General features: G+C 62.9%; 19 protein-coding genes and 2 riboswitches. Of the genes, 7 read left to right on the forward strand and 12 right to left on the reverse strand.

What is annotated here, in order from left to right; translation table 11 throughout:
- Window positions 1-31: 31 nt before the first annotated feature.
- Entirely contained in the window at window positions 32-1,141 is a 1,110-nt protein-coding gene (locus MUU54_RS07930; protein WP_247243526.1) for a cobalt-precorrin-5B (C(1))-methyltransferase, read from the forward strand.
- Here MUU54_RS07930 and cobM read toward each other — a convergent pair.
- From cobM to cbiE, 3 genes are read right to left on the reverse strand one after another with little or no spacing between them, the layout of a single operon-like run.
- On the reverse strand, window positions 1,117-1,899 hold the full coding sequence (gene cobM / locus MUU54_RS07935; protein ID WP_247243489.1) for a precorrin-4 C(11)-methyltransferase: 783 nt from the start codon (window positions 1,897-1,899) through the stop codon (window positions 1,117-1,119). The two genes, MUU54_RS07930 and cobM, sit on opposite strands and share 25 nt — an antisense overlap.
- Entirely contained in the window at window positions 1,896-2,282 is a 387-nt protein-coding gene (locus MUU54_RS07940) for a cobalamin biosynthesis protein (RefSeq protein ID WP_247243490.1), read from the reverse strand. Before MUU54_RS07940 ends, cobM begins: the two co-directional genes overlap by 4 nt.
- Window positions 2,279-3,532, reverse strand: a complete 1,254-nt coding sequence (gene cbiE, locus MUU54_RS07945; RefSeq protein WP_376742068.1) for a precorrin-6y C5,15-methyltransferase (decarboxylating) subunit CbiE — start codon at window positions 3,530-3,532, stop codon at window positions 2,279-2,281. Before cbiE ends, MUU54_RS07940 begins: the two co-directional genes overlap by 4 nt.
- Before the next feature lies 1 nt (window position 3,533).
- Here cbiE and MUU54_RS07950 point away from each other — a divergent pair, with 1 nt between their 5' ends.
- A complete protein-coding gene (locus tag MUU54_RS07950) occupies window positions 3,534-4,286 on the forward strand; it encodes a cobalt-precorrin-6A reductase (RefSeq protein ID WP_247243492.1) in 753 nt (250 codons plus the stop codon).
- Here the strand turns inward: MUU54_RS07950 and MUU54_RS07955 are convergent.
- The 7 genes from MUU54_RS07955 to MUU54_RS07985 are packed head-to-tail and all read right to left on the reverse strand — an operon-like array spanning window position 4,265 to window position 12,484.
- Window positions 4,265-5,032 (reverse strand): precorrin-3B C(17)-methyltransferase, encoded by a 768-nt coding sequence (locus MUU54_RS07955; protein WP_247243527.1) that lies wholly within the window; start codon window positions 5,030-5,032, stop codon window positions 4,265-4,267. The genes MUU54_RS07950 and MUU54_RS07955 overlap by 22 nt on opposite strands.
- A gap of 5 nt (window positions 5,033-5,037) precedes the next feature.
- The gene (locus MUU54_RS07960) at window positions 5,038-5,775 is read right to left on the reverse strand and encodes a precorrin-2 C(20)-methyltransferase (RefSeq protein WP_247243493.1); all 738 of its coding nucleotides are present in this window, start codon (window positions 5,773-5,775) and stop codon (window positions 5,038-5,040) included.
- Window positions 5,772-6,401: a precorrin-8X methylmutase gene (locus MUU54_RS07965; protein ID WP_247243494.1), complete on the reverse strand. Its 630-nt coding sequence runs from the start codon at window positions 6,399-6,401 to the stop codon at window positions 5,772-5,774. Before MUU54_RS07965 ends, MUU54_RS07960 begins: the two co-directional genes overlap by 4 nt.
- Complete coding sequence (gene cobG / locus MUU54_RS07970; RefSeq protein WP_312038811.1) at window positions 6,401-7,780, reverse strand: precorrin-3B synthase; 1,380 nt, start codon at window positions 7,778-7,780, stop codon at window positions 6,401-6,403. The genes MUU54_RS07965 and cobG overlap by 1 nt, the downstream gene beginning before the upstream one ends.
- A complete protein-coding gene (gene cobN / locus MUU54_RS07975; RefSeq protein WP_247243496.1) occupies window positions 7,714-11,037 on the reverse strand; it encodes a cobaltochelatase subunit CobN in 3,324 nt (1,107 codons plus the stop codon). Before cobN ends, cobG begins: the two co-directional genes overlap by 67 nt.
- 17 nt (window positions 11,038-11,054) lie before the next feature.
- The gene (gene cobW / locus MUU54_RS07980) at window positions 11,055-12,092 is read right to left on the reverse strand and encodes a cobalamin biosynthesis protein CobW (RefSeq protein ID WP_247243497.1); all 1,038 of its coding nucleotides are present in this window, start codon (window positions 12,090-12,092) and stop codon (window positions 11,055-11,057) included.
- The gene (locus tag MUU54_RS07985; protein WP_247243498.1) at window positions 12,089-12,484 is read right to left on the reverse strand and encodes a DUF1636 family protein; all 396 of its coding nucleotides are present in this window, start codon (window positions 12,482-12,484) and stop codon (window positions 12,089-12,091) included. The genes cobW and MUU54_RS07985 overlap by 4 nt, the downstream gene beginning before the upstream one ends.
- A gap of 102 nt (window positions 12,485-12,586) precedes the next feature.
- A riboswitch (cobalamin riboswitch) is annotated at window positions 12,587-12,793 on the reverse strand.
- Window positions 12,794-12,852: 59 nt separating this feature from the next.
- A riboswitch (cobalamin riboswitch) is annotated at window positions 12,853-13,045 on the forward strand.
- A gap of 35 nt (window positions 13,046-13,080) precedes the next feature.
- On the opposite strand from MUU54_RS07985, the gene MUU54_RS07990 reads away from it, so the two are divergent.
- From MUU54_RS07990 to MUU54_RS08005, 4 genes are read left to right on the forward strand one after another with little or no spacing between them, the layout of a single operon-like run.
- A complete protein-coding gene (locus tag MUU54_RS07990) occupies window positions 13,081-13,257 on the forward strand; it encodes a CbtB domain-containing protein (RefSeq protein WP_247243499.1) in 177 nt (58 codons plus the stop codon).
- Between the two features lie 11 nt (window positions 13,258-13,268).
- Complete coding sequence (locus MUU54_RS07995; RefSeq protein WP_247243500.1) at window positions 13,269-14,015, forward strand: CbtA family protein; 747 nt, start codon at window positions 13,269-13,271, stop codon at window positions 14,013-14,015.
- Window positions 14,012-14,626, forward strand: a complete 615-nt coding sequence (gene cobO, locus MUU54_RS08000) for a cob(I)yrinic acid a,c-diamide adenosyltransferase (RefSeq protein WP_312038812.1) — start codon at window positions 14,012-14,014, stop codon at window positions 14,624-14,626. The genes MUU54_RS07995 and cobO overlap by 4 nt, the downstream gene beginning before the upstream one ends.
- A 22-nt stretch (window positions 14,627-14,648) precedes the next feature.
- Window positions 14,649-16,088, forward strand: coding sequence for a cobyric acid synthase (locus MUU54_RS08005; RefSeq protein ID WP_376742069.1), 1,440 nt, complete (start codon window positions 14,649-14,651; stop codon window positions 16,086-16,088).
- On the opposite strand, the gene cbiB is transcribed toward MUU54_RS08005, so the two are convergent.
- Window positions 16,072-17,040 (reverse strand): adenosylcobinamide-phosphate synthase CbiB, encoded by a 969-nt coding sequence (cbiB, locus tag MUU54_RS08010; protein WP_247243503.1) that lies wholly within the window; start codon window positions 17,038-17,040, stop codon window positions 16,072-16,074. The two genes, MUU54_RS08005 and cbiB, sit on opposite strands and share 17 nt — an antisense overlap.
- Between cbiB and cobD the strand changes: the two genes are divergently transcribed.
- Window positions 17,039-18,061 (forward strand): threonine-phosphate decarboxylase CobD, encoded by a 1,023-nt coding sequence (gene cobD, locus MUU54_RS08015; RefSeq protein WP_247243504.1) that lies wholly within the window; start codon window positions 17,039-17,041, stop codon window positions 18,059-18,061. The genes cbiB and cobD overlap by 2 nt on opposite strands.
- Here cobD and MUU54_RS08020 read toward each other — a convergent pair.
- Window positions 18,051-19,052 carry a P1 family peptidase gene (locus MUU54_RS08020; RefSeq protein ID WP_247243505.1) on the reverse strand — a complete coding sequence of 334 codons (1,002 nt, stop codon included), beginning with the start codon at window positions 19,050-19,052 and terminating at the stop codon, window positions 18,051-18,053. The two genes, cobD and MUU54_RS08020, sit on opposite strands and share 11 nt — an antisense overlap.
- Window positions 19,053-19,055: the final 3 nt, after the last annotated feature.

The following is a 19,055-nucleotide window of genomic DNA, read 5'->3' on the forward strand; positions in this document are numbered from 1 at the left end:
TGCGGTCGACGGCGGGGATATAGACGGTTTCATGGAAAGCGAAGGCAAGAACCTCCGGCGTGGCTGGACCACGGGAACCTGTGCGGCAGCGGCCAGCAAGGCGGCGTGTCAAGCCTTGCTCAGCGGCGCCTTCCCGGCCACGGTCGAGGTTAGCCTGCCTGGCGGCCAACGGCCAAGCTTCGTGCTGGCTCAGGAGGCGAAAGGCGATAACTTCGCGACCGCGGGTATCATCAAGGACGCGGGGGACGATCCGGATGTGACGCACGGGGCGCTGATCGTCAGCACGGTGCGGCGCGGGAGATCGCGTACCGGCATCACCTTCCGCGCCGGCACTGGAGTGGGCATGATCACACGGCCGGGCTTGCCGTTGCCGCCGGGGGAGCCCGCCATCAATCCGGTGCCGAGAAAGATGATTTCGGCCGCCATTGCTGAGGTTGCTGGGCCAGACGCCGACCTTGAGGTCGAGATCTCGGTTCCGAACGGGGAGCGACTGGCCGAGAAGACGCTCAATCCGCGGCTCGGCATCGTCGGCGGGATCTCGATCCTCGGCACGACGGGCATCGTTATCCCGTTTTCCTGCTCGGCCTGGATCCATTCGATCTGGCGCGGCATCGATGTTGCGCGCGCCGCCGGCCTCACGCATATCGCCGGGTCGACAGGCAGTGCCTCCGAGCAGGCCGTTGCCGAGCATCACTCTCTGCCTGAGATCGCGTTGATCGACATGGGAGATTTCGTGGGAGGAATGCTGAAGTATCTCCGCGACAATCCCGTGCCGCAGATCACGATCGCCGGTGGAGTCGCTAAGATGACCAAGCTCGCGCAGGGTATGCTGGACGTTCACTCCAAGCGAGGGTTGGCGGACATGGAGGCGCTTGCGCAGATCGCTGCGGAATGCGGAGCCTCCGACGAGCTTGCGGAGCGTATCAGCGGTTCCAACACCGTCGCCGGTGCCTTCAACCTCGCCTCGGAAGCCGGGATAGAACTGGGCGATCGCGTCGCGTCTCGTGCGTGGAGTACTGCCGCGAAAGTGTTGAACAGCCCGGAGATGGCGCTCGAGATCCTGGTGTTCGACCGTGACGGCGGTCTCCGTGGATGCGCTCCCTTCACGCCGACCAGTCATTCGTCCGACCCAGCATCTTGAGGCCAACCGGGGCGGAAGCGCCGAACATAGTCGGCATTGTATAGCTGGCTTTCCACGAACTGGGAGGCGCCGAGGCTGCGGCCCACGAAGATCAGCGCCGTGCGCTCGACGGGCTCGGCTGCGAGTTTCTCTTCTATGTCCGCCAAAGTGCCGACGATTGTGCGCTCCTCCGGCCAGCTTGCCTTCACCACGATCGCTACGGGGCAGTCCGCGCCGTAAAACGGCGTGAGCTCCGAGACGACGCGATCCAGCGCATGGATCGCAAGGTGGATCGCGAGCGTTGAACCCGTCGCCGCAAAGCCAGCAAGGGTTTCCCCTTCAGGCATTTTCGATGCGCGTCCGGAGATGCGCGTCAGGACCAGGCTCTGCGCCACTTCAGGAATGGTCAGTTCGCGTTTGAGAGCTGCGGCGGCCGCTGCGAACGATGGGACGCCCGGCGTCAGCGTATAGTCGATGCCATGCTTTTCCAACCGGCGGATCTGCTCGGCGACGGCGCTCCAGACGGAGAGGTCGCCGGAATGCAGACGGGCCACATCCTTGCCGTCGCGGTAAGCAGCCAGGTACTCGGCTTCAATATCGTCGAGCGACAATGACCCAGTGTCGACTATGCGAGCGTTTTTCGGGCAGTAGTCGAGCAGCTCGCGTGGCATGATGGAGCCGGCGTAGAGGCAGACGGGGGAGCGAGCGATGATATCTCTCCCGCGAACCGTGATGAGATCGGCTGCTCCGGGCCCCGCTCCAATGAAGTGGACGGTCATCGAACCTCCTCCGATTGCGCCAGCGCACAGGTGGCGCCCTCTGCGACAACCCTCGCGACGATCAGCTGGGCATCGGCGCCTGCCGCTGCGAGTGCTGCGGCTTCCGAAAGGCTTGGTGACGAGGTCTGGGCGAGGCTGTGGCGCGAGACCGTTTGCGTCAACCCTTCGACAGCCTTCAGTGCTTCATCGTCTATTATGCGGAGCGGGACCGCTAGACGGTCGCGCAAGTCAATCATGCCCGGCTCGAATTCCTTGATGATGCCCGTTGCAAGAGCATCGATGGCGGATAGATCTAACCCTGCCTGTTCGCACGCCTGCCTCAGTGCCGCCGCCAATCCGTCCGCCGACGTGCCCTTTCGGCATCCCAAACCTGCGACGATCATCGAACCATTCTGTCCTTGTGCCATGTCCACTGCGTCACCGGCATTGCCGGTCTCCAGCCCTGCATCGACCCTACAGGCTCTGCACGGCTCAGCTGCAGGCGGACGAGACGCCCGCCAAACTGTGCACGAGCCTCCAGCAGAACCTTTTCCGTCTCGAGTGTCACCGCATTGGCAACCAACCGGCCTCTAGGCTTCAGCCTGTCCATAGCAGTCTCCAGGACGCCATCGTCGCTGCCGCCGCCGCCGATGAAGATGGCATCGGGTGCTTCCAGATCAGCAAGCGCTGTTGGCGCCGTCCCCTCCACAAGCTGCAGCCCCGGAACGCCGAGAGAGTTCGCGTTTTTCCGCGCGCGGTCCGCACGCACCGGATCGGCCTCGATAGCGATCGTGCGCATCGAGGGGTGCCGTAGCATCCACTCGATGCCGATCGAGCCGGAGCCAGCGCCAATATCCCACAGCAGTCCGCCGCGGCGGGGCGCGAGGGCCGAGAGGGTGAGTGCGCGAATCTCGCGCTTGGTCATCTGGCCGTCATGCTCGAAGAAGTCATCCTCCAGGCCGCTCGCAAGAGGCAGGGGCTGAGCTTCGGCATCGGCTTTGACTTCGATAGCGACGACGTTCAGATCGGACACATCGCTCAGAGCGAACTGAAAGGCTTGCGCTGAACGGATGCGCTCGTTTTCACCGCCCAGGGCTTCCAGCACTGTCAGATGCGACGTACTGAAGCCGGTCCCTGCAAGAAGTCTGGCAAGTTCGGCAGGTCCGCGGCCGTCGGAAGTCAGAGCCAGTATCCGCCGAGCGGGATGAAGCAGTGGTCGTATGAGTGAAGTTGGGCGCCCATGGAGCGAGACAGCCTCGATGTCCTGCAGTGCCCAGCCCAACCGGGATGCTGCGAGGGAGAAGGACGAAGGGGCAGGGTAGGTAACATACTCATCACGCGAGACCACCCGTGACAGGTTTACCCCAACGCCGAAGAAGAAGGGATCGCCCGAAGCCAGGGCGCAAACAGGCTTTCCGCGAAGGGCAACCACGTCCGCCATCGTCGGATCAAAGGGGACGCTCCATGGTCTTGCCTCACCCGAGATAAGAGCTTCGGCCAGTGCCAGATGCCGCTTGCCGCCGAAGACGAACGCCGCGGAGGCGATTGCCTGCTTGGCATTGTCCCCAAGACCGGCAACGCCATCTTCGCCAATCCCGACGATGGACAGCCATCGGTTTCCCGTTGCATGTTCAGGGCTCATCTCAGGAGGCATCGTGAAGCAGTCCATCCTCATACTTGGCGGCACCGCCGAGGCCCGTCGGCTTGCGGAGGTTCTGAGCCGTGATGCCCGTTACGCCGTGGAGCTTTCCCTGGCGGGTCGTACACGCACTCCCGTTCCTCATGCCGTGCCGGTGCGAACCGGTGGCTTCGGCGGCGCGGAAGGGCTTGCGGGGCATCTCGTCGAGCGGGGCTTTGGCATGCTGATCGATGCTACCCATCCCTATGCCGCACGTATATCCGCCAATGCCGCAATGGCTTCGAAGATATCGGGCGTACCATTGGTGGCGCTGCGTCGCGCGCCGTGGCTGCCCCAGGCGGGCGACAGATGGCAAATTGTGGCGGCGATCTCGGATGCCGTTTCCGCGCTGGGATCGGCTCCTCGGCAGGTCTTCCTGACGCTCGGTCGACAGGAACTGCTGCCGTTCAAAGCGGCCCCTCAGCATCGGTACCTGATCCGTAGCGTTGACCCGGTGGAGCCTCCACTTCAAGTTCCCGCTGCCGCCTATCTGACCGACCGCGGTCCGTTCCGGGAGGAGGATGAGATCCGTCTGCTGCGCCAGTACGCGATTGACGTCATCGTCGCCAAGAACAGCGGTGGGCCCGCGAGCTACGGCAAGATCGCCGCGGCTCGCGAACTCGGCATCGATGTCATTCTGATCGATCGACCTGAGCTTCCGGATGTTCCGGCGGTCGAGAATGTCGAGGCTATGGTGGATTATCTTGCTCACGCGCTGCCGCCTTTGTAGCTGCGGGGTGAGTATACCAGCGGCTCGTCGCCTTCCCGAGGAATGACACGCGTCTCCACCGAACCAACTATGATGCACGTCGCCATGTCCGCCATGCCGCTTGCGGCTTCTGCAAGGGAAATGACGCGGATCACTTCGTCTGGCCGGCCGGCTGCACGGCCGAAGATGACGGGAACGTCAGCTGGCAGATGTCGGCGCAACAGCTCAAGCGCTTCCCCAAGCTGATGCGGTCGGGCCTTACTGACGGGGTTGTAGAACGCCATTACAAAGCCTGCCTGGGCCGCGGCCGTGATACGCTTTTCGATGACCTCCCAAGGCTTGAGGTTGTTTGACAGCGAGATGGCACAGAAATCGTGGCCTAGAGGTGCCCCCGCCTTCGCGGCAACAGCCAGCATTGCCGTCACCCCAGGAATGACTTCAAGGTTGATAGACCGCCATTCCGGCGGGCCTTCCTCGATGGCCTCACAGACCGCTGCGGCCATGGCGAAGACGCCCGGATCGCCTCCTGACACGACGCAGACCTTGCCGCCTTGCGCCGCCATGGCGAGCGCGGCTTTGGCGCGAGCCAGTTCCTCACGATTGTCGGAAGCATGACGGCGCTGCTCGGGGCGGAGAGACAGCCTGTCGAGATAAGGGAAATACCCGAAGAAATGCTCCGCTGCAGCGATGGCCGCGGCAGCCTCGGGCGTCATCTGGTCCGGGTTGCCGGGGCCGAGCCCGACGATGGTGAGCGCTCCGGTCGGCATGTCTTTCATGGGCGCGTCTTCCAGCCCGGTACCAGCACGAGAGAGAAATAGGGGGCGGGGCTCTCGTCTCGCTCTTCGAGCCTTTGTGCGTGGCCGTTCAGCATCGTCCCGCGTTCCACATAGAGTGCTTCGGAGAGTTTCCCCGCCGCTTGCAGCGCCCGCCGGATCTTCGGCAGGTTGCGCCCCACCTTCATGATGACGGCGCCTTCCGTGTCCTCGAGACGTCTCGTCAGCGTGTCTTCCGGCAGCGTTCCGGGCAGGATGCTCAAGATGTCGTCGCCCTGTACGAGCGGAAAACCGGTCATCGACCAGCAACCGGACATGGCCGTGATACCCGCCACCACCTCAGTGGGGTAAAGGTGAGCGAGACGGACGTGCATATGCATGTAGGAGCCGTAGAAGAGGGGGTCCCCCTCGCTCAGTACGGCGACATTGCGCCCCTCGTCGAGATAGCTCGCTATGGCCTCAGCCGAGCGGTCGAAGAAGTCGGCAATCGGACCCTGATAGGCGGCTTCGTCCTTGTGCGTCTCGACCGTCACGGGATAGACGAGCGGCATTTCGATTGTGCCGGGGCGCAGGTGCGCGTCGACGATCGCTCTGGCATTGCCATTGCCGCCCTTCTTGCAGAAGAAGGCGACGACATCAGCTTCCTGAAGCGCTCGCACAGCTTTCAGCGTCAGCAATTCGGGATCGCCCGGCCCGGTGCCGACGCCGCTAAAACGACCCTTGACGATGGCGTTCACAAGCCCGCCCTCGCGAGCGCGTTCACCGCGGCAGCCGTCATCGCCGACCCGCCCATGCGCCCCCGGACGATGGCGTAAGGGATGCCGAGGCCGCGTGCCATCAGTGCATCCTTGGATTCTGCCGCACCCACAAAGCCGACCGGCATGCCGATGATGGCAGCAGGCCGCGGGGCGCCGGCTTCCAGCAGTTCGAGAAGCCGGAAGAGTGCCGTCGGAGCGTTTCCGATGGCCACCACTGCACCCTCCATTCCGTCCCAAAGATCGAGTGCGGCCGCAGAACGGGTGTTTCCGATCGTCTTGGCGATCTCGATGGTCCGGCTGTCGCGTAGGGTGCAAATGACCTTATTATCTGCCGGCAGGCGCGCGCGTGTGATCCCATGAGCGACCATTTCCGCATCACAGAAGATCGGCTTTCCAGCATGAAGCGCGCCGCGGGCTTTGGCGACGAAATCCGGGGAGAAGCGGAAATGGCTTGCAGCCTCGACGAGCCCGCAGGCGTGGATCATGCGAATAGCAACCTCCGCCTGATCCTCCGTAAAGGCCGTCAGATCCGCTTCCTCGCGGATAATGGCGAAGGACTGGCGGTAGATCGCGTCTCCTTCGCGGATGTAGTCGTATGCGGTCATCAGGATCCTGTCGTAATATGATCGGCAAGCTGCTCCGGTTTAAGCCGGGCAAGGCATGCCGCAGAGCTTTCGCCTTCACGTCGCTCGCTTCGGAGGAGAGCTGCGGTTCGACGAAGAGAGGTGAGAACATCTACCTGCTTCACTGCGACGAACGGCGCGTCGCTTGCCCGTCCGGCGATGAAGGAAATGCTGGCTGCCGTGCCGCAAAGGGTGAGCGGCGAGGTTTGTGGGAAGGCGCAGCCTTTCGGGCAACCTGTTATGTGCAGCTTGAACGAGCCGTCTAGCAGCGCGCCAAACTCGTCCACGGCATGGGCTGCAAGGTCATGCGTGGCGAGCGTAGCGGAAGCGCAGGCGGGACTGCCGGGGCAGGCGGCAATCGCTCCGCGCGGATCGTTCGCGACAGTAATGAAGCCTTCGCTGGCGGCGTAATGCTGCAGTGACTGACACGCCTGCAAGCCGCCGAAGAAGATAAGCGAATGATCCAAAGCCGGCTTGACAGTCGGGATACCGGCGTTTGCGGCTGCGACACACAGCGCAGCCAGTTCCCTGGCGGTCAGCTGGCCGAAAGCGGGACTTAGGCCAAGAGCGTACTGCTCCGTTGAAAGAGGATGGAGACCGAGAGGAGAGGCGGAGGCGGGAGAATGTCTTCGCTCCATGCCGGCTTCAACTAGGTCACGTCCTCTGACAGAGGGACCAAGCGCAGCCAGCCGGCGCAGCAGATCCAGGACCTGCGCAGTTGCATCCGCGGTGGTGCCTACTTTCCCATAAAGGCCTGCCGTTGCTTCGGTGCCGCCAAGGAGGATCATCCAGCCATCGCCTTCTGCAGGCGGCATGGCGACAAGTCGGATGTCGGCCAGAAGGTTTGAGAGCTTAAAGCGTCCCGAACCGTCCACGATCACGCTCATCTTCGGGGCTAGACCTTGAATGTCCTTCGCTCCTTCGGCGATGGCAGTAGCCAGTTCACGGGGATCGGCAGCTTCCGTCGGATCAAGGCCGGCGAAAGGAGGCACTTCGACCGCCAGACCAGAACGAAGCGGCAGGTTCATTGCCCGCACATCCTGATCCAGAAGCGGGGCAGATGTCTCCGTCAGCCCGCGTACCTGAATGTTCCCGCGTGCCGAGATGTCGATAATGCCGTTGCCATGCTGCGAGGCCAGGCGACACATCCCGGACAACTGTCGTGGCGAGATCGCGTCCGTGAGTGCCACCCGCGCCAGGAGCCCATCGCCGGTTTGCATGGGAGAGGACAGACCAGGGCAGGCGCCGCGGCGAAACTGACTTTGGTTATGACGTGAGAAGGAGCTCGCCATCGTCACGCCGCCTTCTCCGCGACAAGCATTTCTAGTTCCTCGTCGACCGCATTCCTGCGCGGGTGCCATAGGCCCCGACGTAGCGCGGAACGGAAGCGCTCGCCCATGTAGCGTGCGCCTTCGGGGTTCTGCGACAGGAGGAAGTCGCGCACGGTGCTGTCAGCGACGTAGGCATCGTAGGTTGCTTCGATCAGCGACTGAGGGATCGCTTGCGTCGTCTCTGCGAAGCCTATGAGGCGGTCCACCGCTTCCACCAGTTCGGCAGCCCCCCGCGGGCCATGGCGCATCTGGCCAGCGATGAAGCGCGGATTGGTGGCGCGCGCCCGCACAACCCGTGTCACCGCTTCGGATATGGAACGCGCCTTGGGCCTTGCCGGATCGGTGGTGTCGAGCACAATAAGATCCGCCTTACCCCCGATTGCTGCGATGGCAGCAGAGAAGCCGCCGATGAAGGCCACATCAGCAGAACCGTCAAGGAGATCACGACCAGGGTCATCACCGGTGTGAACCAGCAGGTCCGCATCGCCGATGCGTTCTGCAAATTGTCCATGAGCTTCGCTCGCACTGCCCTCAGGGCCCGAGAAGGCGTGGCTTGTTGCGCTCAGATAAGCTTGCCCCAGCTCTTCGCGCTCCTGCCAGCTGCCCTCCGCCAGGCGATCCTCGATGCCGGCGCCGTAGCTTCCGGGGGCAGAACCAAAAATTCTCGCCGGCGGACGGCCATGCTGCCGTGTCTCCTCGGCAAGCGGATTGTCGCCTGGGGCTTCCTCGCGGCTGGCAATCGCCCGCACGGCAGTGTCGAGAAGGGCGATGAGAGACGGGAACATGTCGCGGAAAAGGCCAGAGATTCGCAGCGTCACATCCACCCGCGGGCGCCCCAGCTGAGCGGGAGCCATAACCTCGACACCGGTTACGCGGCCGGTTGTCGTGTCGTAGGCCGGTTTGGCTCCCATCAGAGCCATGACCTGTGCGACTTCCTCACCACCACTTCGAAGCGATGCGCTTCCCCAAAGGTCGAACACGAGGCTCCGCGGCCAATCGCCGTGATCCTGTAGGTAACGGCGCAGCACTTCGTCGGCGGCCTTCCTGCCGAGATCGAATGCTGTCGGTGTGGGGAGGGTGCGGGGATCGCTCCCGTATATGTTCCGGCCGGTCGGCATCACATCCAGCCTTCCGCGGGCTGGCGCTCCGGAGGGGCCAGGACGGATGTGACGACCATCTAACGCAGCGATCAGGGCATTCCGTTCGGCAGTCACGCTCGCCAAACGCAACGGGTCAGTATCATCTGGCGCAGCCACACCATACACGTGTTGACCATCCTTGATCGCGAAGTCCTTCAGATCGCACAGGAAGGCGTCGATGCGTGACAGGGCGATGTCCGGGTCGTCTTCGCGAGACACGCCTGCTTCACCGGCCAGCCCCACTTCCTGCGCGGTCTCCACGATCAGCTTCGCCAGCCGATCCCGGCGCCGCCGGTCCAAGCCATCGGCCTGCGCATATTCGTCGACCAGAAGTTCGAGTCGTTTTTGGTCCTCCGATAGACCTGCATCAACCAGCGACGGCGGCAGGTGGCCGATCGTGGCGGCGCCAATGCGCCTTTTTGCGACCGCCGCTTCGCCGGGGTTGGAGACGATGAATGGATAGATGACCGGAAGTCCGCCCAGAACGATCTCGGGGAAGCATTCACGAGAGAGAGAGACTGTCTTCCCGGGAAGCCATTCCAGTGTCCCGTGAGCTCCGACATGCACGACCGCGTGAGCGCCTAGCCGCTCTTTGAGCCATAGCCCAAAGGCGAGCAGCGCGTGACGTGGCGGGAGGGCAGGGTCATGGTAATCGGCCCGCCGATCCGCGTCGCGCCCGCGGTCAGGGGCCAGGGCGACGGTGATGTTGCCGAAGGTGGCCGCCCGAAACCGAAACGCATGCTGGTCGACGTCCGGATCTTGCTCAGCGTGGCCCCAGGTGGCGTCGACGGCTGCCGAGGCGGCGTCGGGATTGCCGTGCAACCATTCCAGATACCGCGCCGTCTCCAGCGACCCTTCATGCTGACTGAGACGATCAAGCAGCTCACGGGGCGTGGCGGGAGCGTCTCCGACGGCGTAGCCCGCCTCATCCAGCTCCTTCAACATGGCCAGCACGCTCTGCGGCACGTCCAATCCCACGGCATAGCCGGTGCGGCCCGGCGCGTTCGGATAGTCCGGGATCAGGATCGCGACCTTCCTGTGGGCCCGCGGTGTCTGTTGCATCCGCAGGAACAGCGATACCCGCTCCGCAACCTGCTCTATCCGGTCGAACTGGGGCTGGTTAATGACGCGGGACGACGCATCGGTCTGTTTGAACGAGATAGCTCCCAGAAGAATTCGCCCGTCCAGCTCGGGAAGTACGACATGCATCGCCAAGTCAGAAGGTCCCAGCCCGCGTTGATTTTTCGCCCAGGCCTCGTGCTGTGTGGTCGCAATAATCACCTGGAAGACCGGGATCCCCCAGCGATCGAACACGGTATCCTGGTTCTCGTCGGCGCCGGCGGCGAAGGCCGTGGTTGACAGGATGGCTGCGGGGCCGACTGCAGCGAAGACTTCCTCCACGAATTGCAACGATTCCTTATCCTTGAGGCTGCCGATGAAGATCGGGACAGGCGCCAGGCCGCGCGCGCCAAGGGCTTCGAAGAGCGCGCCGATCGGCGCCACGTCGTCGGCAAGAAGCATCGAGCGATAGAAAAGGATCGGCAGCCGAGGAGCGGTTGGTGCAGCCTCCTCGAGCAAGCCTTCCAGGCTCGTGACGCCTTTGAAAGGGTGGTAATACCCTACCTTCGGCATCGCCTGAATAGGAAGATGTTCAACGGACAGCCCCCGCGCCAGAGCGTCCAGCCGGCGTGCGAGCAGTGCCATGTTCTCCCGCCCGCCTTCCCTGAAACAGGTGAGGATGGCGTTGAGGTTGTCTTCGTCGACTGTGGAGGCTGCCGAAAGGCGGTCGTCGCGGATGCTGCATTCGCCGGGCAGAAGAGCAAGCGTGATCTTCCTCGACCTAGCCAGCTGCGCCAGTTGCTCGACCCCATACTGCCAGCGGTCATAGCCGCCGAGAATGCGGACCAGAATGAGTTTGGCTTTGGCGGCCGTCTTCTCCAGCCAGAGATCCACCGACATCGGGTGCCGCAGCTCTGAAAGGTTGGCGGTGCTGAGGGAGGCGCTGCCTGATGCCGGCCAGTGCGCAGACATGCTGTTCAGGTCACTGTTGGAAAAGGAGAGCACCACCACATCAGCCGGGACCTGATTGAGATCGACCGGCTCGATGAGGTCGTCCAAAGACGACGATGTTGTGGCGAGTATGTGCATCCCGTTCTCAAGTGCCGTCAGACGGCCAACATCCTTTCGATCGCGCTGCGGTCAATTCCCTTTTCGCCGATGACCACCAGGCGTGTCTGGCGCGTTTCCCCCGGAGCCCAGGCGCGGTCGAAGTAATGGTTGACGCGTGAGCCTACCGCCTGGACCTGCAGGCGCATCGGCTTGTTCGCGACGTCGACGAAGCCTTTTATGCGCAGCACGTTCTCCGCTTCGGCGGTCGCCGAGATCCGTCGTGCCAGTTCGTCGGCATTGTCCACAGCCGGAAGGTCTACGACAAAGCTGTCGAAGTCATCGTGGTCGTGATCGAGCTCGTCATCGTGATGTGTTTTGCGGTTTTCGATGTCTTCCTCGACCGCCAGACCGAGGCCGATCAGGATTGCCGGATCCACCGAGCCTTTGGCCGCCGGGACGATCTTGACGCTGCGTGGCAGGTGCGCGGCAACCCGCTCCCTTGCCTGGCCCAGTGCGCCGGCGTCTAAGAGGTCCGTCTTCGTCAGGACGATCAGGTCAGCGCAGGCCACCTGGTCCTCGAAGACCTCTTCAACCGGATCGTCGTGGTCGATGGAGCCATCGGCCTCACGCTGGGCTTCCAGGGCATCGTGATCATCGGCCACCCGGCCTTCGGCAAGCGCTACCCCGTCCACCACGGCCACTACACCATCCACCGTCACACGAGCCCTGATGGCCGGCCATTGAAAAGCCTGCACAAGCGGCTTTGGCAGCGCAAGACCGGATGTTTCGATAAGGATGTGATCGACCCGCGGCTCGCGCGCCAGGATCTGGTCGATTGCGGGGACAAAGTCATCCGCGACGGTGCAGCAGATGCAGCCGTTGGCGAGCTCGATAATGTTGTCGTCGGGGCAGCTCTCGATGCCGCAGCCCTTCAGGAGCTCACCGTCGATGCCGACGTCGCCGAACTCGTTGACGACTATGGCAAGCCGCTTCCCGTCAAGCCTTTCGATCAAGCTGCGGATCAGGGTCGTCTTGCCTGCTCCGAGAAAGCCGGTCACCACTGTGCAGGGGACGCGATCGACGGTTACACTCATTTGGGCATGTCCTCATGGTGATGGAAGGGCGGAATACGCGCGGTCATTCCCTTGCCGCGCAAGCAGGTCGGTCGGCTGCGGAGAGGCAGGAAACCGCGATCGTTCTGGGCAAGCATCATGGCGCCGGAAACTATGTCGTCGACATTCTCAAGGTTGAGATGGCCAAAGACATACGACCAGCCGGAGCGATGATTGAACGCCGCACTCGGGCTTTTTTCGCAGTTAGCAAGGCAGGTGACCGGCTTCACGGCGAGCGGCAGATCTGTCGTTGCGTCGCGCAATGCTTCGATGAGCTCGACCCCCGGACGCGCTTCGCTATCCGATGCGCGTCGGCAGTTGGTGCAGACGAAGATCGTCACGTCGATGTCACTGGTAGGCTGCTCGTCACTCAAGGCCGCGTTCCAACTCAATTCCAACATGGGGCGCGGCGGCGGAAAGGCTCATGCTGCTCCGCCATAGTGTCAGTGGCTTTGACCGGAGCACCCCGCCCGGAAAAGCAGTTCATAGTGACGGCAGGTCTCCTGGCTCGCGGGTCTTTGCTCCTTGCCGACCTTCCCGGGCATCGCCCAGTGGCTTTCTGGCTGGAGCTCTTCGCTTACAGTTGCGGGGGCAGCCGCGGCTTTGACCTCTAAAGAGGCCGCACCGCATTCCCTTTTCGTCCCTTCCGTTGCCGGAAAGAAACCGTCTTAGTTTCAGTAAGCCCGGTCGCTGGTTCGTGTCAATCCGTCGCTGAAGCGATTGCCGCTCGGATCTTTTCAGTTATAGTGGCGAGGTCGTCGGTGCCCGAGAGGGCGGAGAGGGAATGCGGTGAGACGGGTATCGTCGAAGCCGCGGCTGCCCCCGCAACTGTAAGCGGAGAGCTTTTACCATTCATGCCACTGGTCAAGTCCGGGAAGGCTGGTGAGAGCGTCGGATCCGCGAGCCAGGAGACCTGCCGCCGACCTGATGAAGATCGAAGACCCTCGGGTGGAGGGTGAAAGGATACGCAATGACGACCAAGACGGCAGCCAGCACGCTCGGCGCTTCCGCCTCCAGGATTATTCCCCTCAGCATGACGGCAGTACTCGGCCTGTTCGTCGTCGGCTTTGTCGGCTTCTCTCACATGGAAGTCGTCCACAACGCCGCCCACGACTCCCGCCACTCGCTCGCCTTTCCCTGCCACTGAGGAACACCGATATGTTCTTGTTTCGTAACATCGTCTTCACGGCGGTGATTGCTGGGTTTGTGTCTGGGCTATGCCTCACTTTGCTTCAGAGCTTCGCCACAGTGCCGCTGATCATCCAGGCAGAAACTTTCGAGAGTGGCGAGACCACCTCAAGTCATTCTCACGACCATGCGCATGACGCGGCGACGCCTGCCCATGAGCACGGCGAGGACAGCTGGATGCCTGCCGATGGCGCGGAGCGCCTACTCTACACCGCCGCTGCCAACATGCTCGCCGGGATCGGGTTTGCCTTGATCCTCTTGACGGCGTCCGAAGCGCTGGGTGGTTTCAGTGGTTGGCGCAGCGGGCTGATGTTCGGTCTGGCTGGTTTTCTCGCGTTCAGTCTGGCTCCGGGGCTCGGTCTCCCGCCGGAGCTTCCAGGCATGCCTGCGGCTGAACTCGGCGCGCGGCAGCTCTGGTGGATGGTGACGGCGGTATGCACTGCGGCCGCACTGGGGCTTTTTGCTTTCTCGCAGACGCCGGCTCTGGCTGGGCTGGGCGTGCTTCTGCTCGTTCTGCCGCATCTATCGGGTGCTCCCCTACCTGCCAACCATGAGACCGCCGTGCCGGCGGAACTGCATGCGCGTTTCGTGGCAGCGGTCTTCGCGACCAGCCTGATCTTCTGGGCCTTGCTTGGTACGCTCTGCGGCGCAATTCGGGTTCGACTGCGCGGCGGGGAGGAAGCCTATCCGAGCAACGCAGCCGAGTCGGTTCGGTGAGGCCGGTCGATGAACAGGCACAGGAGCGCCACCGGTCGAAGATGGCCAATCGAAAGGCTGTCCAGGACGCGGAGGTGGCGGAGAAGACCCTGGAGAAGGGTCTTCTCATGGTCCATACCGGCACCGGCAAGGGCAAGTCCACCGCCGCTTTCGGTCTCGCGTTGCGCATGCTTGGCAACAATCGCCGCGTCGGGATCGTGCAGTTCATCAAGGGTGCCTGGTCGACGGGTGAGCAGCCGGCCTTGGCTGTCTTCGGCGATCGGGTAGTCTGGCGCACCATGGGTGAGGGTTTCACCTGGGAAACTCAGGATCTCAAGCGAGACATCGCTGCCGCAGAAGCAGCCTGGCAAAAGGCGCTCGATCTGATGGCTGACGAGACGATTGGCCTCGTGGTGCTCGACGAGCTGAACATCGCGCTGCGTTATGACTATCTGGATCTCGAGGCCGTGCTGGGCGCGTTCAAGGCACGGCGCCCGGATCTTCATGTTGTCGTGACGGGGCGCAATGCGAAGCCAGGCTTGATCGAAGCGGCTGACCTTGTCACGGAGATGACGTTGGTCAAGCACCACTTCAAGGCGGGCGTGAAGGCTCAAAGCGGCATCGAATTCTAGGATGACGGGTGCGCGTGCTCTCATGTTTCAAGGGACAGGCTCCGATGTGGGCAAGTCTCTCGTCGTCGCCGCGCTTGCGCGCGCTTTCAGGCTGCGCGGCCTCAGCGTTCTTCCTTTCAAGCCGCAGAACATGTCGAACAATGCTGCCGTCACGGCAGATGGTGGCGAGATCGGTCGTGCCCAAGCGCTGCAGGCGAGGGCGGCGAAGGCCCTTCTGAGCGTGCACATGAACCCGGTGCTCCTGAAGCCGCAGAGCGAAGTCGGTGCCCAGGTCGTGGTGCAGGGCAGAGTGTGGCGGAATGCGAAGGCGTTGGACTATCAGTCGCTGAAGCCGCAGCTAATGCCCCGCGTGCTGGAGAGTTTCGACCAACTTAGGGCGACGGCAGACCTCGTTCTTGTGGAAGGCGCAGGCAGTGCCTCGGAGATCAATCTGCGCCAGAACGATATCGCGAATATGGGTTTTGCACGTGCTGCCGACGTGCCCGTAGTGATGATCGGTGACATCGATCGGGGCGGTGTCATTGCAAGCCTCGCGGGTACGAAGCTGGTGCTCAATTCCGATGATGCTGCCATGATCGAAGGGTTCATCGTCAACCGCTTCCGCGGCGATGCAACGCTGTTCAACGAAGGTATGCGCCAGATCGAGACATTCACGGGCTGGAAGCCCATCGGGCTCCTCCCCTTCTTCAAGGAGGCGGTTCGACTGCCGGCGGAAGATGCGCTGGCGCTCGGCCAGAAGCGAGAGCGCAAAGCAAACGCAAAGGTCCGCATCGCCGTGCCGGTCCTGCCTCACATCTCCAACTTCGATGATCTCGATCCGCTGGAGGCTGAGCCGGATGTTGACCTGTTAAAGGTTCGTCCGGATGAATCCATACCAGGTAATTGCGATCTCGTTCTGCTGGTCGGCTCGAAGGCAACGGTCGCCGACCTTCGGGTGCTGAAGGAAAGCGGACTTGCGGTGGATATCGTGGCGCACGTGAGGCGAGGCGGGCACGTGCTTGGGCTCTGCGGCGGATATCAGATGCTCGGGCGGAGGGTGGCAGACCCCCATGGTACTGAAGGCGAGCCCGGGGCGATAGAAGGACTCGGCCTGCTCGACGTCGAGACAGAGCTTGACGGAGACAAGCGACTGCAGGCCGTTAGGGGACACAGCTTCGATGGTGTCTCCCTCGACGGGTATGAAATGCACATCGGCCGGACAAGCGGAGCCGATTGCACCCGCCCCTTCGCCAATTTTGGCGGTGAGCTGGATGGTGCCGTTTCAGCAAACGGCCGGGTAATGGGGACGTATCTGCACGCGCTCTTCGCCAATGATCGCCAGCGCTCTGCCTGGCTGGAGAGGCTTGGCGGAGCGGCGTCGGCTCTGGATTATGAGGCAGATGTCGACGCCGTGCTGGATCGCCTGGCGGCCCACGCCGAGCAACATCTTGATCTCGACGCCCTGCTCAAAATTGCCAGATGATCAGCGCTAGCAGCCCGAGTGATCCGATCAGCAGACCATCTGCGACGCGCGCGAGGCTGAGCGCATTGCGAATATCGGCTGCTGTCAGGTCACTGCGACCTCCGTCTCCCATGAACCGTGCGTCGATCATCCTGCCGCCATAGCTTCGCGGCCCGGCGATCGCGATGCCGAGCGCTCCGGCCACGGCGGCTTCCGGCCATCCGGCATTGGGAGAGCGGTGAAAGCGCGCGTCGCGACGGATCGCGGCGATCGCATCGCGAGGCGAGGCCGCTGGTACCAAGCACGCGGCGGCGACGAAGAGGGCTCCAGTCAAACGAGAGGCTGGCAGATTGACGAGGTCATCAAAACGCGCTGCAGCCCATCCGAAAGCCTCGTGACGGGGCGTGCGATGTCCAATCATGCTGTCGGCTGTGTTTGCTGCCTTGTAGGCCGCGCCACCCGGAAGGCCTGCAATCGCCGTCCAGAAGGCCGGAGCGACGATGCCATCTGAGAAGTTCTCCGCGAGGCTCTCAATGGTCGCCCGACACACTGCGGCTTCGTCCAGTCGCTCCGGGTCGCGGCCGACGATCATGGAGACGGCGCTGCGGCCCGCTTGGAGCCCTTCCCTGTCCAGTGCATCAGCCACTGCTTTGACATGCGACTCCAGGCTCTTCTGTGCTGGAAGAGTGGAAGTGATCAGCACGAGCACAAGGAGACCGAAAGGCACGGCGAGAAAAGACTTCTGGATAAGGCCGGAGACCAAGACCGTCACGCCCAGAAGGACAAGCAGTGCCACAACGCCTGCCGCCTTGCGTGCAGTGAATTCCTGCCCGCCGCGGTTCAAGCTGGTATCGAGGGTGGTGATCAACCGTCCTATCCAGGTGACGGGGTGGCCGATGGCACGATATACCCAGTCCGGATAACCAATCAGGCGTTCGGTCAGCAGCGCAAGAAAGGCGAGAAGAACATACATGAGGAAGGGCGGTTCTGAGCTGGACGGGGCGATTCAACACGGTGGTAATCTGGGGCGCGCGCGGCAGGAGTTTCCTTCAGCTCCCGAACCCTGGATTGATCTCTCCACCGGCATCAATCCGTATTCCTATCCACATTCTCCCATCCCCGCCAAGGCTTTCTTGCGCCTGCCGGAGCTTGATGCTGTCGAGCGGTTGAAGGGGCTGGCGGCAGCGGCCTATGGCGCCCCTTCACCGGCACACATTGCGGTTGCTCCAGGAACACAAATCCTTTTGCCGATGCTCGCACGCCTTCGCGCCACCAGGGGATCTGCAGCCATCCTTTCACCGACCTATGCGGAGCATGCGAAGGCTGCATCGCAGGCCGGCTACCAGATCAAGGACACGGAGGACCTGTCGGATCTGGAGGCGGCGGACCTTGCCATTGTCGTCAATCCCAACAATCCGACGGGCAGGCTTCTCAGCCGGAGCGCGCTCGTAGCGTTGGCTATAACTTTAGCCAAGAGAGGCGGGCTTCTCATCGTAGACGAGGCCTTCGGTGAAGTGTCCACGGGGGATAGCGTGGCCGACGTCGTCGGTGATGGCGGTCTGGTGGTCCTGCGCTCGTTTGGCAAGTTCTTCGGAATGGCCGGTTTGCGGTTGGGCTTTGCGCTTGCCTCGCCCCACCAGGTGCGACAGCTGGAAGACCAGCTTGGCCCATGGGCGGTATCAGGCCCGGCACTTCATATCGCCACGGAAGCGCTGTCGGACGATAGGTGGAAGACAGAGATGAAGCAGAAACTGCGGGAGGAAGCGCAGCGGCTGGATTGTCTCCTGCAGCAGTTCGGCATTCTCGTCGCAGGCGGTACTTCGCTCTTTCGCTATGCACGACATGAGAGCGCCGGCTTCATCTACGAGCATTTGGGGCGTCACGGCATCCTGATCCGGAAGTTCGACGGGCGACCAGTGGACCTTCGCATTGGTCTACCACACGAGCACGAATGGGACCGGTTGAAGCATGCGCTCGCACAGTTCAGGCTGTGATGCCGCCGCCAAAACGATCCTTCCAGGAGGCTTGTGCGTTCGGAAAGGGGAGGGACGATGCTTCGTAGACGCCCCGAGCAACCGCCCGAGCCGTCACCATAGTAGCATGGTGAAAGATCTGCATGAGGGCTTCCGGTGTCTCCACCGGCTTGGCTCCGGTGGCAGCGGAAAACATGGTGTCGCCATCTGCGGACAGATGGGCAGGGAGAATGGCGCGTGCCAGGCCATCGTGCGCCATCAGAGACAGCCGGTTTGCCTCGGCTTTCGACAGAACGGCATCGGTCACCACCACGCCAATGGTCGTGGCGATTAGGTTGTACCCCTTCAACCGTATGCGCGTGTCGAACTGAGGTGGCAGACCCAGTGCTCCGAACTCTGCGTCCTGCTCGAACGGCGCAGCCCAGAAGTGAGGACCGGCGCCGACGGTGGCCGAGCCCATCGCATTTACGGCGACAAGAGCAGCCACCCTGTGGCCGTCGGCTGTCACGGCGCTTGCCGAGCCGATGCCGCCCTTAAACGTAGCAGTTGTCGCGCCTGTTCCGGCACCCACAGAACCCAGTCCGAACCTGCCGGCGCTTGCCGCTTCGAAGGCGACATTGCCGAGTTCGCGGTAGGGAGAGTAGAGGCCCCAATCCTTGTCGCCGCCGTTGAGGAGGTCGAAAAGGATTGCTTGAGGAACGATGGGCACGCGCGCCGCGCCCACCTGAAGCCCTCGCCCCACCTCGCGAAGTCCGGCCTGCACGCCGCCTGCGGCATCCAGGCCGAAGGCTGATCCGCCTGACAGGACAAAGGCGTCGACAGTCTGCACTGTCATTGCAGGATCAAGAAGGGCGGTCTCGCGCCCGCCCGGTGCGCCGCCGAGGACCGAACCCGAAGCCACTGCCGGTTTCTCGAAGACGATCGCTGTCACACCTGAGCCGCATTCGAGATCGGTGGCGTGGCCAACAGCCACGCCCTCCACGTCCGTCAGCAGGTTGAGCGGCGGCCGCATGCG

This window comes from Pseudorhizobium tarimense (assembly GCF_022968135.1).
Lineage (GTDB): Bacteria > Pseudomonadota > Alphaproteobacteria > Rhizobiales > Rhizobiaceae > Neorhizobium > Neorhizobium tarimense.